The sequence below is a fragment of the uncultured Pluralibacter sp. genome (assembly GCF_913775985.1).
Lineage (GTDB): Bacteria > Pseudomonadota > Gammaproteobacteria > Enterobacterales > Enterobacteriaceae > Pluralibacter.
Map to the genome: position 1 here is coordinate 1 of NZ_CAJYMB010000091.1, position 14,904 is coordinate 14,904.

Genomic DNA, 14,904 nt, shown 5'->3' on the forward strand with positions numbered 1-14,904 from the left:
TGGCAAAGCCGTGCGCCATCGCGATGTGGGCCAGCGGCAGGCGGCTGTGGCGCAGCGCGTCGGACGCCTTTTTCAGCCGCAGGCGGGAGAGATACTGCATAAAGCTTATTCCCACCTCTTTATGAAACAGCCGGGAGAGCCAGGCTTCAGAGACAAATTCGGCGCGGGCTATTTCAGAAAGGGTGATACGTCGGTTATAGCCGGCGTTAATGCGGTCGACCACCTGGCGGATGCGGCGGCTCCAGCCGGGGTTCGCGGAGCGCAGAGGCTCGCTGAGCGGCTGTTGAAAGCGGCTTGCCAGCAGCAGCACGATTTCGCTGACCCAGCGGTGGGCATCCAGCCGGTGCCGGGAGGAGTGGTTTATCAGCGATCCGGCCAGCAGCTGGCGCAGCAGGTTGCGCAGCTCATCGCACTGCGGCCAGCGGCCCGCATTCTCATCCGGGATAACGTAGGCATGGTTAAAAAAATCGCTGTCCAGATGCTGCAGCCAGCCGGCGGCAAGCGCCAGGCGCAGCGCGACGTTACCGGCGCTTCCGTCCAGCGACCAGGGCCGATTATCCTGAATAATGTACATATCGTTAGCCGCAAGCGGGACGGCTTTCTCTTCAACATTTAGCTGCAGAGTGCCTTCCAGGATCCACACCAGGGTTAACCCACTTTCTGCCCCGCAGCTCAGGTGGGCAATTTCATCAACGCGTACTGAAAACTCACTCTCATGCCGATCCACCGGCGGCTCTCCTGAAGACAATAAATAGCGGCGTATTTTTGTCATAACCCGCTTGTATGAAAAACATTCATCAATAATGCGTGATCTCACAACAAATAAATGCGCATTTTGCGGCAGCGGGCGGCGTAGACTCGTGATTAACATCGATAAGCCATAAGGAATTAAAAAAATGACACACCAAATTCTTGCCGCGCTTGCTGACAACGAAGATCAATTCATTGCGCTACGCCGCCATTTTCACCAGCACCCGGAGATTGGGTTCGAGGAACATCAAACCAGCGATAAGGTGGCCCAGCTGCTGAGCGAGTGGGGTTATGAGATACATCGCGGCCTGGGAGGCACCGGCGTTGTCGGCACCCTAAAAGCCGGCAGCGGCGAGCGCCGTTTAGGGATCCGCGCCGACATGGATGCGCTGCCGATGCAGGAGCAAAGCGGCCAGGCCTGGGCCAGCCAAACCGACGGGAAATTTCACGGCTGCGGCCACGATGGCCACACCACCACGCTGCTGTACGCCGCCCAGTACCTGGCGAAAACCCGCCGTTTTAACGGCACCCTGCACCTGATTTTTCAGCCTGCGGAGGAGCTGCTGTACGGCGGGCGGGTAATGCTGGAGGACGGGCTGTTCGATCTATTCCCCTGCGACCGTATTTTTGGGCTGCATAACATGCCGGGGCTGGCGACAGGCAAAATTGGCCTGCACGATGGCCCGATGATGGCCTCGTCGGACACGTTGCAGATCGACGTGCACGGCAAGGGCGGCCACGGCGCGATGCCGGAACAGACGGTTGATGCCACGCTGGTGGCCTGCCACATTACCCTGGCGCTGCAGTCTATCGTCTCGCGCAATGTCTCGCCGTTCGATCCCGCAGTAGTGACCGTGGGCAGCATCGTGGCCGGCCACGCGCCCAACATCATCAATGAAAATGTGCAGATGAAGCTTACCGTGCGCACCCTGAACCAGCAGGTGCGGGAGAAAGTGCTCGCGCGCATCAGCGAAATCGCCACCGCTCAGGCGGTGAGTTTTAATGCTACCGCCACCGTCAAACACATCAACGGCAGTCCGGTGCTGAATAACGATCCCGAGGCTAATGCGATGGTGCGCGCGGTGGCCAGCGATTTATTCGGAGAGGAGAGCGTAGCCGATGTCAGTGCGTTTATGGGCAGCGAAGACTTTGCCTTCATGCTCGAAAAAAATCCGCGCGGCAGCTATTTCATTATCGGCGTCGGGGATGAGCAGGACCGCTGCATGGTGCATAACCCGGGCTATGACTTTAATGACCGGATCCTGAAAACCGGAGCCGCGCTGTGGTGCGGTCTGACGGAATATTACCTGCGCTAGCATCGCGATACGGAGGGCTGCTCCATAGATGCACGCGCAGGCCAACAGAGCCGGCGTGGCATCGGGGATCTATAAAATGGTCAGCGTACTCGGCGGCGCGCGCCTCAAAGCTGATGCTTTTTAAGCAGCGCCCGCAGCTGGTGATAGGTAAGCCCCAGCAGCTCAGCCGCTTTTTTCTGATTAAACCTGCTCTGTTCGAGCGCTTTGTCGAGCAGGGCTTTTTCCTGCGCCTGCTGAAAGGCCCGCAGATCCAGCGGCAGCGCCGCAGAACCGCTTTCCGCCTGCGCCGCCTGTACGACCGGGCTGCGCTGGAACGGGTCAATAATAATGTCGTCCAGCGGCTGCTCGCTGCTGGCGTGGCGATAGACTGAGCGCTCTACGACATTTTTAAGCTCGCGAATGTTCCCCGGCCAGCCGTATCCCAGCAGCGTCTCCCGTGCCGCGTCGGTAAAGCCCGGGAATAGCGGCAGGGAAAGCTCCCGGCACATCTGAATCGCAAAATGTTCCGCCATCAGCATAATGTCGCTCTGGCGCTCCCGCAGCGGCGGGAGCTGAACCACGTCAAAGGCCAGCCTGTCCAGCAGGTCGGCGCGAAACGTTCCTTCGCTGACCATCTTCGGCAGATCGGCGTTAGTGGCGCACACCAGCCGGACGTTTACGTGCAGCGGCTGGCTGCCGCCGACGCGCTCCAGCTCGCCGTATTCAATGACCCGCAGCAGCTTCTCCTGCACCATCATCGGCGCGGTCGCCAGCTCGTCGAGGAATAGCGTTCCGCCGTCGGCGCGCTCGAAGCGGCCCGGATGGCGCTTCTGCGCGCCGGTAAACGCGCCGGCTTCGTGTCCGAACAGTTCCGAATCGAGCAGGTTCTCATTGAGCGCCGCGCAGTTGAGGGACACAAAAGGCCCGTCCCAGCGGGAGGAGAGATAGTGCAGGCGATTGGCGATAAGCTCCTTGCCGGTGCCGCGCTCGCCGATAATCAGCACCGGCTTGTTGAGCGGCGCCAGCCTGGAAACCTGCTCCAGCATTTCAAGGAAGCTGTTGGCCTCGCCCAGCAAATTGTCTTTGTATTCGGTCATGATGAAATTCACCATATGTTAGTGATATTCGCCAGCTCACTTTATCCGTCAGAGGGCTGACATTCAACCATTTAGCGTAAAATCAATAAGATAAAAAGTTGGCACGCCGTTTGTATTAATTATTCGGCGAGGGCTTTGCCCGATAACAAAATTGACTGAATGAGGATGTAATTATGGGAATCTTTTCTCGCTTTGCCGATATCGTGAACGCCAATATCAACTCGCTGCTGGAGAAAGCGGAAGATCCGCAGAAGCTGGTGCGCCTGATGATTCAGGAAATGGAAGATACGCTGGTCGAAGTGCGCTCCACCTCCGCCCGCGCGCTGGCTGAAAAGAAACAGCTTACCCGCCGCGTTGAGCAGGCGCTGTCTCAGCAGGCCGAGTGGCAGGAAAAAGCCGAACTGGCGCTGCGTAAAGAGAAAGACGATCTGGCCCGCGCCGCGCTGATTGAAAAACAGAAGCTGACCGACGTTGTCGCCACGCTGGAGCACGAAATTACGCTGGTCACCGAAACGCTGGACCGGATGAAGAAAGAGATTGCCGAACTTGAGAATAAGCTGAGCGAAACCCGCGCGCGTCAGCAGGCGCTCTCCCTGCGCCACCAGGCCGCCAGCTCTTCACGCGACGTGCGTCGCCAGCTGGATAGCGGCAAACTTGACGAGGCGATGGCCCGTTTTGAATCCTTCGAGCGCCGTATCGATCAGATGGAAGCCGAAGCGGAAAGCCACAGCTTTGGTAAAAAGCCGACGCTGGATCAGCAGTTTTCTGAGCTGAAAGCGGATGATGAAATCAGCGCGCAGCTGGCCGAGCTGAAGGCCAAAATGAAACAGAATAACGAACAATAACAGGCCTGGCGGCACTGTCGTGTCGCCGCTCATCAACCGTAAGGAGACCCCATGAGCGCGCTTTTTCTTGCTATACCGCTGACCCTGTTTGTGATGTTCGTACTGCCGGTATGGCTTTGGCTGCACTACAACAATCGCTCCGGCGGCGAGCTGTCCCAGAGCCAGCAGCAGCGCCTGCAGCAGCTGAATGATGATGCGAAACGGATGCGCGAGCGTATTCAGACGCTGGAAGACATTCTTGATGCGGAGCACCCGAACTGGAGAGAGAAATAATGACCGGACTCAATTTCAATAAAAAACTCTGGCGCATTCCGCAGAAAGGCATGATCAAAGGCGTCTGCGCCGGGATTGCCGACTGGCTTAACGTGCCGGTGAAGCTGGTGCGCATTGCCACGGTACTGGCAGCGGTTTGCGGCCTGTTCTTTGTGGTGATTGCCGCCTATATCGTTCTGGCATTTGCTCTTGACCCGATCCCCCAGGGCGAGCTGTACGGCGAGAAAGCCCCTTCCAGCGGCGAGCTGCTGGACGCGGTTGACGCCGAGCTGGCCGCCGGCGAGCAGCGCCTGCGCGAAATGGAACGCTATGTCACATCCGACACGTTCTCACTGCGTAGCCGCTTTCGTCACCTTTAATACTGAGCGAGGATTTTACATGAACCAGAAATGGCAGCGCGCCGGGCAAAAAGTGAAGCCCGGCCTGAAACTGGCGGGCAGGCTGGCACTGCTGACCGCACTGCGTTACGGCCCGGCGGGCGTTGCCGGCTGGGCGATTAAATCCGTGGCCCGTCGCCCGCTGAAAATGCTGCTGGCGGTTGCCCTTGAACCGCTGCTGGCAAAACTCGCCACTAAACTGGCGCGCGGCGTGAAATAAAAACAGGGCGCAGCCCCGGCTGTGCCTGATGCATCCCCGGGTGAAAATACCGCACGCGGCCCCCATGTTATAATCCCTTCATTACAAAACACTTCAGGGCGCAACAGGATGGCGATGAAGCGACTCAAAAGCGAATTCAATGCACTGATTAACCGCGGCGTGGATCGACATCTGCGCCTGGCGGTGACCGGCCTCAGCCGCAGCGGCAAAACCGCATTTATTACCTCCATGGTCAATCAACTGCTTAACCTGCACGCGGGCGCGCGGCTGCCGCTGCTCGGCGCGGTGCGGGAGGAGCGTCTGCTCGGCGTGAAGCGCGTGCCGCAGCGCGATTTCGGCATTCCGCGTTTTACTTACGATGAAGGACTGGCCCAGCTGTACGGCTCGCCGCCGTCCTGGCCGACGCCAACGCGCGGGGTGAGCGAAATTCGGCTGGCGCTGCGCTATCGCTCCGGTGACTCGCTGCTGCGTCATTTCAAAGAGACCTCCACGTTATACCTTGAAATTGTGGATTATCCCGGCGAGTGGCTGTTGGACCTGCCGATGCTGGCGCAGGACTATGTTAGCTGGTCGCGGCAGATGACCGGGCTGCTCACCGGGCAGCGCGGAGAGTGGTCCGCCCAATGGCGTCAGCTGTGTGACGGGCTCGATCCGCTGGCGCCCGCCGATGAAAACCGGCTGGCGGCGATTGCCGAGGCCTGGACCGCCTATTTGCACACCTGCAAAAAAGAGGGGCTGCACTTTATACAGCCCGGGCGCTTTGTGTTGCCCGGCGATATGGCCGGCGCCCCGGCGCTGCAGTTTTTTCCCTGGCCTGACGTGGACGATATCGGTGAAGCGCGACTCGCGCAGGCCGGGCCGCATACCAGTGCCGGGATGCTGAAAGCCCGGTTCAATTACTACTGCGAACACGTGGTGAAGGGGTTTTATAAAAACCACTTTTTACGCTTCGATCGCCAGATTGTGCTGGTGGACTGCCTGCAGCCGCTCAACAGCGGCCCGCAGGCGTTTAATGACATGCGCCTGGCGCTGACGCAGCTGATGCAGAGTTTCCACTACGGCCAGCGGACGCTGTTCCGCCGCCTGTTTGCGCCGGTGATCGATAAGCTGCTGTTTGCGGCGACCAAGGCGGATCACGTCACGGTGGATCAGCATGCCAATATGGTGGCGCTGCTGCAGCAGCTGATTCAGGACGCCTGGCAGAATGCCGCGTTTGAGGGCATCAGCATGGACTGTCTTGGGCTGGCCTCGGTGCAGGCGACGGAGAGCGGGCTGATTGACGTCAACGGTGAAAAAATCCCGGCCCTGCGCGGCAGCCGCCTGCGCGACGGCGAGCCGCTAACGGTCTATCCCGGCGAAGTGCCGGCGAGGCTGCCGGGACAGGCGTTCTGGGAACAGCAGGGCTTTCAGTTCGAGAACTTCCGCCCGCGGACAATGGATGTGGATAAACCGCTGCCGCATATCCGCCTCGACAGCGCGCTGGAATTTTTAATAGGAGATAAATTGCGATGAGCGAGCCGATTAAGCCGCGGATGGATTTCGCAGGGCCGCTGGAAGCGGACAAAAACGAACAGTTCAGAGCGGCGCGGGCGTTTAGCGACGCGGAAACCTTTTCCCCGCTGGCCGTCGATTCGCCGCTGGTAATCGACAATGACGGCCCGGCGGAGGCCGTTGTTGAGGCCGCCCTGCGCCCGAAGCGCAGCCTGTGGCGCAAAATGGTAGGAGCCGGACTGGCGCTGTTTGGTGCCAGCGCCGTTGCCCAGGGCGTGCAGTGGACAGCCCACGCCTGGCAGGTTCAGGACTGGGCCGCTCTCGGCGGCTGCGCCGCCGGACTGCTGATTGTGGGTGCCGGGGTGGGGTCGGTGGCTACCGAGTGGCGGCGCCTGTGGCGCCTGCGCCAGCGGGCCCAGGAGCGTGACGAAGCCCGGGATCTTCTCCACAGCCACGGCGCCGGAAAAGGGCGCGCGTTTTGCGAACAGCTGGCGGCGCAGGCGGGGATTGACCAGGCGCATCCCGCACTGCAGCGCTGGTACGCGGCGATCCACGAGACGCAGAGCGACCGGGAAGTTATCACCCTCTATTCACACCTGGTGCAGCCGGTACTGGATGCCCAGGCGCGCCGGGAAATCAGCCGCTCGGCGGCAGAGTCAACGCTGATGATCGCCGTCAGCCCGCTGGCGCTGGTGGATATGGCCTTTATTGCCTGGCGCAACCTGCGGCTGATTAACCGCATAGCCGCGCTGTACGGTATTGAGCTTGGCTACTACAGCCGGCTGCGGCTGTTCAGGCTGGTGTTGCTTAACATTGCCTTTGCCGGTGCCAGCGAGCTGGTACGGGAGGTCGGCATGGACTGGATGTCTCAGGATCTGGCCGCCAGGCTCTCTGCCCGCGCGGCGCAGGGTATCGGGGCCGGACTTCTGACTGCCCGATTAGGCATTAAAGCGATGGAAGTCTGCCGCCCGCTGCCGTGGATTGACGGCGACAAGCCGAGGCTCGGCGATTTCCGCCGGGAGCTTGTGGGGCAACTGAAAGAGACCATGAGTAAAAAACCGGCATAACAGCTTCGCGGCTGGCTTTTTGGGCCGGCCGCGATTAACGCTTCGTGCCGAAAAAACGCCGATTTACAGCAAAGCGCCTGAATTTCCGCCATACTGTCAATAATTGTTGACAGCTGTCTTCCCGTATTCCCGCAACTGTCTTATCATCCATCTCGTCATTGGCTCTTAAGGGTGATGTTTCCCATGCGTCTTGAAGTTTTTTGTGAGGACCGCCTCGGTCTGACCCGTGAATTACTCGATCTCCTTGTACTGCGCGGGATCGACCTGCGCGGCATTGATATCGATCCCGTTGGCCGAATTTACCTCAATTTTGCCGAACTCGACTTCACCATTTTTAGCTCGCTGATGGCTGAAATTCGCCGTATTGCCGGCGTCACCGACGTGCGTACCGTGCCGTGGATGCCCTCCGAGCGCGAGCATCTGGCTCTCGGTGCTTTGCTGGAAGCGATGCCCGAGCCGGTACTGTCGCTGGATACCCGCGGTAAAGTGGAAGTAGCCAACCCGGCCAGCTGCCAGCTGTTTGGCCTCGCGCCGGAGAAGCTGCTGCACCATACCGTCGGACAGCTGATCGGCGGTTTTAACATCCAGCGCTGGCTGGAGGACGCGCCCGCAGAGCCGCACAGCGAGCACGTGGTCATCAACGGCCAGAACTTCCTGATGGATATCACGCCGGTGGCGCTGGAAGGGGAACATGCAGACCGGGTATTTATGGGCGCGGTTGTTATGCTGCGCTCCACGCTGCGCATGGGGCGCCAGCTGCAAACCATGACCAGCCAGGACGTCAGCGCCTTCAGCCAGATTGTCGCCGTGAGCGCGCGCATGCGGCAGGTTATCGACCAGGCCCGCAAGCTGGCGATGCTCAGCGCACCGCTGCTCATTGTCGGCGAGACCGGCACCGGGAAAGACCAGCTGGCGCACGCCTGCCATCTCGCCAGCCCGCGGGCTGATAAACCCTATATGGCCCTCAACTGCGCCTCTATTCCGGAGGATGCGGTGGAGAGCGAGCTGTTTGGCCACGCGCCGGAAGGTAAGAAGGGCTTTTTCGAGCAGGCCAGCGGCGGATCGGTGCTGCTGGATGAAATTGGCGAAATGTCGCCGGGCATGCAAACCAAGCTGCTGCGCTTTCTCAACGACGGCACTTTCCGCCGGGTGGGTGAAGATCGTGAAGTGCACGTGGACGTGCGGGTGATCTGCGCCACGCAAAAAAACCTTACCGAGCTGGTGCAGAAAGGGCAGTTTCGCGAAGACCTTTATTATCGCCTTAACGTGCTGACCCTGAATCTTCCTCCGCTACGGGATCGTCCGCAGGATATTATGCCGCTCACCGAGCTGTTTGTGGCCCGCTTCGCCGACGAGCAGGGCATCGCCCGGCCCAAGCTGTCCGCGGATCTCAACAGCATGCTGATCCGCTACGGCTGGCCGGGGAACGTGCGCCAGCTGAAAAATGCGGTTTACCGTTCGCTGACCCAGCTGGAAGGCTACGAGCTGCGCGCTCAGGATATTCTGCTGCCGGATTACGATACCGCCACCATGGCGGTAGGCGAGGATGCAATGGAAGGTTCGCTGGACGACATTACGCGCCGCTTCGAGCGCTCGGTGCTCAATCAGCTGTACCGCAGCTATCCCAGCACCCGCAAGCTGGCGAAGCGCCTCGGCGTTTCCCACACCGCCATCGCGAATAAGCTGCGCGAGTACGGTCTGAATCAGAAAAAGGGCGATGAGTAATATGCGGGCGCAGTGGTGCAGACTGCTGCTGCTCTCGGCAGCCGCGTCTGCGGTGCTGCTCTGGTTTCATCTTCCCGCCGCGCTGCTGCTCGGCCCGATGATTGCGGGCATTGTCTGCAGCCTGCGCGGCGCTTCTTTACGCATACCGCGCCCCTTTTTCCTCGCCGCCCAGGCGGTGATCGGCTGCATGATTGCGCAAACCCTGACGCCGTCCATTGTCGGCGTGCTGCTGACAGACTGGCCGGTAGTGCTCGGGGTACTGATTGCCACGCTGGGCGTTAGCGCGCTCTCCGGCTGGCTGCTGGTGCGCTACAGCGCGCTGCCGGGATCGACCGGCGCCTGGGGAACTTCGCCGGGCGGCGCGTCGGCGATGGTGGCGATGGCCCAGGACTACGGCGCGGATGTTCGCTTGGTCGCCTTTATGCAATATCTGCGGGTGCTGTTTGTCGCCGGTGCCGCCGCGCTGGTGGTGCGCTTCACCCTCGATGAACCTGCTTCCGGCGCCGTGCAGCAGGTTGTGTGGTTTCCTTCACCCGACATTAGCCTGCTCTGGACCATACTGTTTACTGCGCTGGCGGGAGTGCTGGGTAAAATCAGCCGCTTTCCCTCCGGCGTGATGCTGTTTCCGATGCTGGTCGGAGCAGCCCTGCAGAGCGGCGGAATCGTGCATATTGAGCTTCCCGAATGGCTGCTGGCGCTGGCGTATATGGCCATTGGCTGGAGCGTCGGGCTGCGCTTTAACAAAGCGATTTTCCAGGTGGCGCTAAAAACTCTGCCGCAAATTATTCTCTGTATCTGCGCGATGATCCTGCTGTGCGCGCTGATGGCGCTGGGGCTCACCGTACTGCTGAAGGTGGATTTTATGACCGCCTATCTGGCAACCAGTCCGGGTGGTCTGGACACGGTGGCGATGATCGCTGCCGGAAGCCGGGCGGATATGTCGTTTATTATGGCGATGCAGACTCTGAGGCTGTTCAGTATTTTACTGGCCGGCCCGGTGATTGCGCGGGCAATTTCGCGTTATGCGCCGCGGGAAAAAGCAGAAGAAAAAGCGTCCTGACCCGGACGGGCCAGGACGGCGGGATTAGGCTTTCAGCGCGTTGAGCGCGGCGTCGTAATCCGGTTCGGTGGTGATTTCATCCACCAGCTGGCTGTAGATAACGTTGTCGTTTTCATCAACCACCACGACCGCGCGGGCGGTGAGGCCCTTCAGCGCGCCGTCGGCGATACCCACGCCGTACTGGCTTAAGAACTCAGGTGCGCGCAGCGTAGAGAGCGTTACCACGTTGCTCAGGCCTTCAGCACCGCAGAAGCGGGACTGGGCGAACGGCAGGTCGCCGGAGATGCACAGCACAACGCTGTTATCGATTTCGCTAGCCAACTGGTTGAACTTACGAACGGACGTGGCACAAACGCCGGTGTCGACGCTCGGGAAAATGTTTAATACTTTACGTTTGCCGGCGAACTGGCCCAGCGTGACGTCGGAGAGATCTTTAGCCACCAGAGTAAAGGCCGGTGCTTTGTCGCCCGCTTTAGGAAGGGTGCCCTGAACGGAAACGGGATTGCCCTGTAGATGTACTGTTTGTGACATGATTATCTTCCTGTTTACATATAGTTAACGTCAACGCTAGTGTAAGACATCAACCATTAACGCGGCAAATGGTTTTACCTTTCGCTGTAAGGAGCCGGGTATGAGAAGTGTAAGAGTTTTCGAAGAGGCCTGGCCGCTACATACGCCATTCGTTATCGCGCGCGGCAGCCGCAGCGAAGCTAAGGTGGTGGTTGTGGAGCTTGAGGAAAGTGGCGTGAAGGGCAGCGGAGAGTGTACGCCCTACGCGCGCTATGACGAGACCATAGATTCGGTGATGGCGCAGATCGTCAGCATCGGCGAGCAGCTTGAAGCGGGCCTTGACCGCCAACAGCTGCAGGCGCTGCTGCCGCCCGGCGCCGCGCGCAACGCGGTGGACTGCGCGCTGTGGGATCTTGAAGCGCGTAAAGCGGGAAAACCCCTGGCGGAAATCACCCACGCGCGTCTGACGTCACCTGTGGTCACGGCGCAAACAGTGGTGATTGGCGCTCCTGAGCTGATGGCCTGTAGCGCCCTGGCGCTGTGGGAGAGCGGTGCCAGGCTGCTGAAAATCAAGCTCGACGATCGCCTGATCAGCGAGCGGATGGTCGCTATCCGCGCCGCGGTACCGGACGCCACGCTGATTGTGGATGCCAACGAATCGTGGCGGGGCGAAGGGCTGGCGTCGCGCTGCCAGCTGCTGGCGGATCTCAACGTCGCAATGCTGGAGCAGCCGCTGCCGGTAGGTGAAGATGCGGCGCTGAGCCATTTTGTTCATCCGCTGCCGATTTGCGCGGATGAGAGCTGTCACACCCGCGCGGATCTGGCGGAGCTAAAAGCGCGTTATGACATGGTGAATATCAAGCTGGATAAAACCGGTGGGCTAACGGAAGCCCTGGCGCTGGCGGACGAGGCCCGGGCGCAGGGATTTACGTTAATGCTGGGCTGCATGCTCTGCACCTCGCGGGCTATCAGGGCGGCGCTGCCGCTTACGCCGGGGGTTCGCTTTGCCGATCTCGACGGGCCAACCTGGCTTGCAGTAGATGCCGCACCGGCGCTGGCATTTCGCGGCGGCGCGCTCTACTTGTGACGCCCGGCGTCCCAGTGCAGCAGGCCAGTCATTGCCGCGAGATACTTTTCGCTGGCCTCGTCAGATGAAATGGGCGGAAACTCTACCGTAATGCAGTGCAGGCCGATATCGGCACACCAGCTGCCAAATGAGCCCGGCGTGGCGTAGCCCACGCTGGTGACCAGCGGCAGTTCAAAAGCCTGCGCCAGCCAGTGGCCGAGCGGGCTCTCCTCTGGATCTTCAATACAGGCCAGCGGATCGTGGAAAGACACCACCCACGCGGGGTGAATGCGGTGAATAAGCTGGCACAGGGCCTGGGTTTCCGGCTCGGACCCGGCGCTGTCGCCGGTCAGTAACACCACGTCGCGGCTTTCTGCAGCGCTATTCCAGCGATACACCGTTTCACCGGCTTTCCAGTTGGCGGCGGGGAAGTTGCGGTTGAGATCCACACCGCTGGCGTTGGCCCGCAGCCCGAGCTGGCAGCCGTCGGGATTTACTGCCAGCACGACATGGTGGCGGCGCAGCTCGGGGGAAAGCGTCCGCAGGGCGCAGGAGAGCGTAACCACCGACGCATTTTCGTCGCCGTGGGTGCCGGCCAGGATCAGCCCGCTGCCGCTGCTGGCCTGCGGGGCGGGGAACCAGATAAGCGGCGCGCCGAGCAGCGAGCGACCATAGTGCTGCGTGCCGGGCGGAAACGCGCCGCGCTGCGGGCGGGGGCGGGTGATGGACATAACCATTTCCTGAGTGTGGAGGCGTTGCTGGCAGTGTTGTGCAAAATTTACCGATAATCAAATAGTTTCCCGCAGCGGCTATTTTTCCAGCCCGCAACGTAGGCGCATCAAGTTTTTGCCAGAAGTCATTTGCTTTTGCGCGGGCCGACACAAATAATCACATTTTGCCTCTGGCAAGGTTCATCTGAGTTAAAGGAGATAGCATGAAGTTTCCTGTTTCATTCATCTGCTGCGCGCTGGCGCTGGGCGGTATGTCATCGGGCGTAATGGCCGCCGACGTTCCGGCCGGCACCGTCCTGGCGGCGCAGCAGGTTCTGGTCCGCCATATTAAAGATGAACCCGCATCGCTCGATCCGGCAAAAGCCGTCGGGCTGCCGGAAATCCAGGTGATCCGCGATTTGTTTGAAGGGCTGGTCAATCAGGACAGCAAGGGCAATATCATTCCCGGCGTTGCTACCCAGTGGCAGAGTAACGATAACCGCAGCTGGATTTTCACGTTGCGCAGCGATGCAAAGTGGTCGGACGGCACGCCGGTGACGGCGCAGGATTTCGTCTACAGCTGGCGGCGGCTGGTGGATCCTAAGACCCTTTCGCCGTTTGCCTCCTTCGCGGCGCTAGCGGGCATCGCCAACGCGCAAAACATTATTGACGGCAAGGCCTCGCCCGACAAGCTCGGGGTCACCGCAGTCGACGCCCGCACGCTAAAGGTGCAGCTGGATAAACCGCTGCCGTGGTTTGCCAGCCTGACTGCTAACTTCTCTCTTTATCCGGTGCAGAAAGCGAATGTAGAAAGCGATGCGAACTGGACGCGTCCGGGCAAGTTAATCGGTAACGGTGCCTACGTGCTCAAAGAGCGGGTCGTCAACGAGAAGCTGGTCGAGGAGCCGAATCCGGCTTACTGGGATAATGCGAAAACGGTCATTAAGCAGGTTACGTTTGTGCCCATTAATCAGGAGTCAACAGCCACCAAGCGCTATCTGGCCGGCGATATCGACATCACCGAGTCCTTCCCGAAAAACCAGTATAAGCAGCTGCTAAAAGCGATCCCGGGGCAGGTCTTTACGCCGCCGCAGCTCGGCACCTATTACTATGCGTTCAATACCCGCAAGGGACCCACGGCGGATTATCGGGTGCGTCTGGCCCTGAGCATGACTATCGACAGACGCATTATCGCGGACAAAGTACTGGGCACCGGTGAGAAGCCCGCGTGGCGCTTTACCCCGGACGTGACCGCGGGTTTTACACCTCAGCCGTCTGAGATTGAAAACCTGAGCCAGGCCGAGCTTAACGCTCAGGCGAAGATGCTGCTGCAGGCGGCGGGTTACGGGCCGAATCGCCCATTGAAGCTGACGCTGTTGTACAACACCTCTGAAAACCACCAGAAAATCGCGATTGCCGTGGCATCGATGTGGAAGAAGAATCTGGGTGTTGACGTGAAGCTGCAAAATCAGGAGTGGAAAACCTATATTGATAGCCGCAATACCGGCAACTTTGACGTGATCCGCGCCTCCTGGGTAGGGGATTATAACGAGCCGTCGACGTTCCTTTCGCTGCTCACCTCAAGCCACAGCGGTAATATCGCCCGGTTCAGTAATCCCGCCTACGATAAGGTCATTAACCAGGCAAGCCTGGAGTCTACCGCGCAGGCGCGCAACGCCGATTACAATGAGGCGGAGAAAATTATTGCCGGGCAGGCACCCATTGCGCCAATCTATCAGTACACCAACGGCCGCCTCATCAAGCCGTGGCTCAAGGGCTATCCTATCGACAATCCGGAAGATGTGGCATACAGCCGGACGATGTACATTATTAAGCACTGATCGGGTGCTTTACCGAGTTGGAAAATAAAAAAACCACGCTTTTGCGTGGTTTTTAAATAATTACTTTGCGAATTATTTGTTGGCGTTTTTATAAACGTCAGCAATCGCTTCGAAATTAGGACCGTGCTGGCGACCGGCGATCACGCGGTAATAAGTACCGCCTTTCTCATCGGCCAGCTGGGACAGTTTCGCATGCAGGTCGCTCGGAGAGGAGATTGCGCCGCCGCTCTGAGAAACATTAACGGTGCCGATTTTAACCAGTTTAAAGTGGTCAACTTCTTCTTGTGAAATCTGCTGCGCAGCGAGCGCACCAAAAGAGAACACAGAAGCCATCAGCGATGTTGCCAGAAGTAATTTTTTCATTTTTAAAGCATCCTTGTTAGATTGACGATAGTTGTTGCCTTAGCCAAGTCGATTGTAGTGTAAAACGTGAGAGTTTTGTTTGGCGAGCATCAAAATATTTATGATTTCATCCAAAGTTATGACATCTCATTTACTTGATTTTTGTTCGTGGAAGGTATACGTCAGATCCAACGCGGCGTGCTATCAGCCGTTGCGGCAAGGGCTATCAGGGAAA

At 59.3% G+C, this 14,904-nt stretch carries 16 protein-coding genes; 11 read left to right on the forward strand and 5 right to left on the reverse strand.

Annotated elements, in window-relative coordinates:
* Nucleotides 1-727: AraC family transcriptional regulator (locus QZ766_RS10075; protein WP_297201055.1), on the reverse strand; the 727-nt coding region annotated here is incomplete at its 3' end.
* Between the two features lie 169 nt (nucleotides 728-896).
* Here QZ766_RS10075 and QZ766_RS10080 point away from each other — a divergent pair.
* On the forward strand, nucleotides 897-2,066 hold the full coding sequence (locus QZ766_RS10080; RefSeq protein WP_297201057.1) for a M20 aminoacylase family protein: 1,170 nt from the start codon (nucleotides 897-899) through the stop codon (nucleotides 2,064-2,066).
* Between the two features lie 104 nt (nucleotides 2,067-2,170).
* On the opposite strand, the gene pspF is transcribed toward QZ766_RS10080, so the two are convergent.
* Entirely contained in the window at nucleotides 2,171-3,157 is a 987-nt protein-coding gene (pspF, locus tag QZ766_RS10085) for a phage shock protein operon transcriptional activator (protein ID WP_297201060.1), read from the reverse strand.
* A gap of 158 nt (nucleotides 3,158-3,315) precedes the next feature.
* Here pspF and pspA point away from each other — a divergent pair, with 158 nt between their 5' ends.
* The 8 genes from pspA (at nucleotide 3,316) to QZ766_RS10125 (ending at nucleotide 10,200) form a co-directional block, all read left to right on the forward strand.
* Complete coding sequence (gene pspA / locus QZ766_RS10090) at nucleotides 3,316-3,987, forward strand: phage shock protein PspA (protein ID WP_297201062.1); 672 nt, start codon at nucleotides 3,316-3,318, stop codon at nucleotides 3,985-3,987.
* A gap of 51 nt (nucleotides 3,988-4,038) precedes the next feature.
* The gene (gene pspB / locus QZ766_RS10095; protein ID WP_297201066.1) at nucleotides 4,039-4,260 is read left to right on the forward strand and encodes an envelope stress response membrane protein PspB; all 222 of its coding nucleotides are present in this window, start codon (nucleotides 4,039-4,041) and stop codon (nucleotides 4,258-4,260) included.
* Entirely contained in the window at nucleotides 4,260-4,619 is a 360-nt protein-coding gene (gene pspC, locus QZ766_RS10100) for an envelope stress response membrane protein PspC (RefSeq protein WP_297201068.1), read from the forward strand. The genes pspB and pspC overlap by 1 nt, the downstream gene beginning before the upstream one ends.
* 19 nt (nucleotides 4,620-4,638) lie before the next feature.
* Nucleotides 4,639-4,857, forward strand: coding sequence for a phage shock protein PspD (pspD, locus tag QZ766_RS10105; RefSeq protein WP_297201070.1), 219 nt, complete (start codon nucleotides 4,639-4,641; stop codon nucleotides 4,855-4,857).
* A 114-nt stretch (nucleotides 4,858-4,971) separates the two neighbouring features.
* Complete coding sequence (locus QZ766_RS10110) at nucleotides 4,972-6,369, forward strand: YcjX family protein (protein ID WP_297201074.1); 1,398 nt, start codon at nucleotides 4,972-4,974, stop codon at nucleotides 6,367-6,369.
* Nucleotides 6,366-7,415 carry a TIGR01620 family protein gene (locus tag QZ766_RS10115; RefSeq protein ID WP_297201077.1) on the forward strand — a complete coding sequence of 350 codons (1,050 nt, stop codon included), beginning with the start codon at nucleotides 6,366-6,368 and terminating at the stop codon, nucleotides 7,413-7,415. The genes QZ766_RS10110 and QZ766_RS10115 overlap by 4 nt, the downstream gene beginning before the upstream one ends.
* A 183-nt stretch (nucleotides 7,416-7,598) precedes the next feature.
* Nucleotides 7,599-9,140, forward strand: a complete 1,542-nt coding sequence (tyrR, locus tag QZ766_RS10120; RefSeq protein WP_297201080.1) for a transcriptional regulator TyrR — start codon at nucleotides 7,599-7,601, stop codon at nucleotides 9,138-9,140.
* Nucleotides 9,133-10,200 (forward strand): AbrB family transcriptional regulator, encoded by a 1,068-nt coding sequence (locus QZ766_RS10125; protein ID WP_297201083.1) that lies wholly within the window; start codon nucleotides 9,133-9,135, stop codon nucleotides 10,198-10,200. The genes tyrR and QZ766_RS10125 overlap by 8 nt, the downstream gene beginning before the upstream one ends.
* Nucleotides 10,201-10,224: 24 nt before the next feature.
* On the opposite strand, the gene tpx is transcribed toward QZ766_RS10125, so the two are convergent.
* Nucleotides 10,225-10,731 (reverse strand): thiol peroxidase, encoded by a 507-nt coding sequence (tpx, locus tag QZ766_RS10130; protein ID WP_297201086.1) that lies wholly within the window; start codon nucleotides 10,729-10,731, stop codon nucleotides 10,225-10,227.
* 100 nt (nucleotides 10,732-10,831) lie between these two features.
* Between tpx and ycjG the strand changes: the two genes are divergently transcribed.
* A complete protein-coding gene (gene ycjG / locus QZ766_RS10135; RefSeq protein ID WP_297201089.1) occupies nucleotides 10,832-11,797 on the forward strand; it encodes an L-Ala-D/L-Glu epimerase in 966 nt (321 codons plus the stop codon).
* Here ycjG and mpaA read toward each other — a convergent pair.
* The gene (mpaA, locus tag QZ766_RS10140) at nucleotides 11,788-12,507 is read right to left on the reverse strand and encodes a murein tripeptide amidase MpaA (protein WP_297201091.1); all 720 of its coding nucleotides are present in this window, start codon (nucleotides 12,505-12,507) and stop codon (nucleotides 11,788-11,790) included. The two genes, ycjG and mpaA, sit on opposite strands and share 10 nt — an antisense overlap.
* 203 nt (nucleotides 12,508-12,710) lie before the next feature.
* Between mpaA and QZ766_RS10145 the strand changes: the two genes are divergently transcribed.
* Nucleotides 12,711-14,327 (forward strand): ABC transporter substrate-binding protein, encoded by a 1,617-nt coding sequence (locus QZ766_RS10145; protein WP_297201094.1) that lies wholly within the window; start codon nucleotides 12,711-12,713, stop codon nucleotides 14,325-14,327.
* Between the two features lie 72 nt (nucleotides 14,328-14,399).
* On the opposite strand, the gene QZ766_RS10150 is transcribed toward QZ766_RS10145, so the two are convergent.
* Complete coding sequence (locus QZ766_RS10150) at nucleotides 14,400-14,690, reverse strand: DUF1471 domain-containing protein (RefSeq protein WP_297201097.1); 291 nt, start codon at nucleotides 14,688-14,690, stop codon at nucleotides 14,400-14,402.
* Nucleotides 14,691-14,904 lie beyond the last annotated feature (214 nt).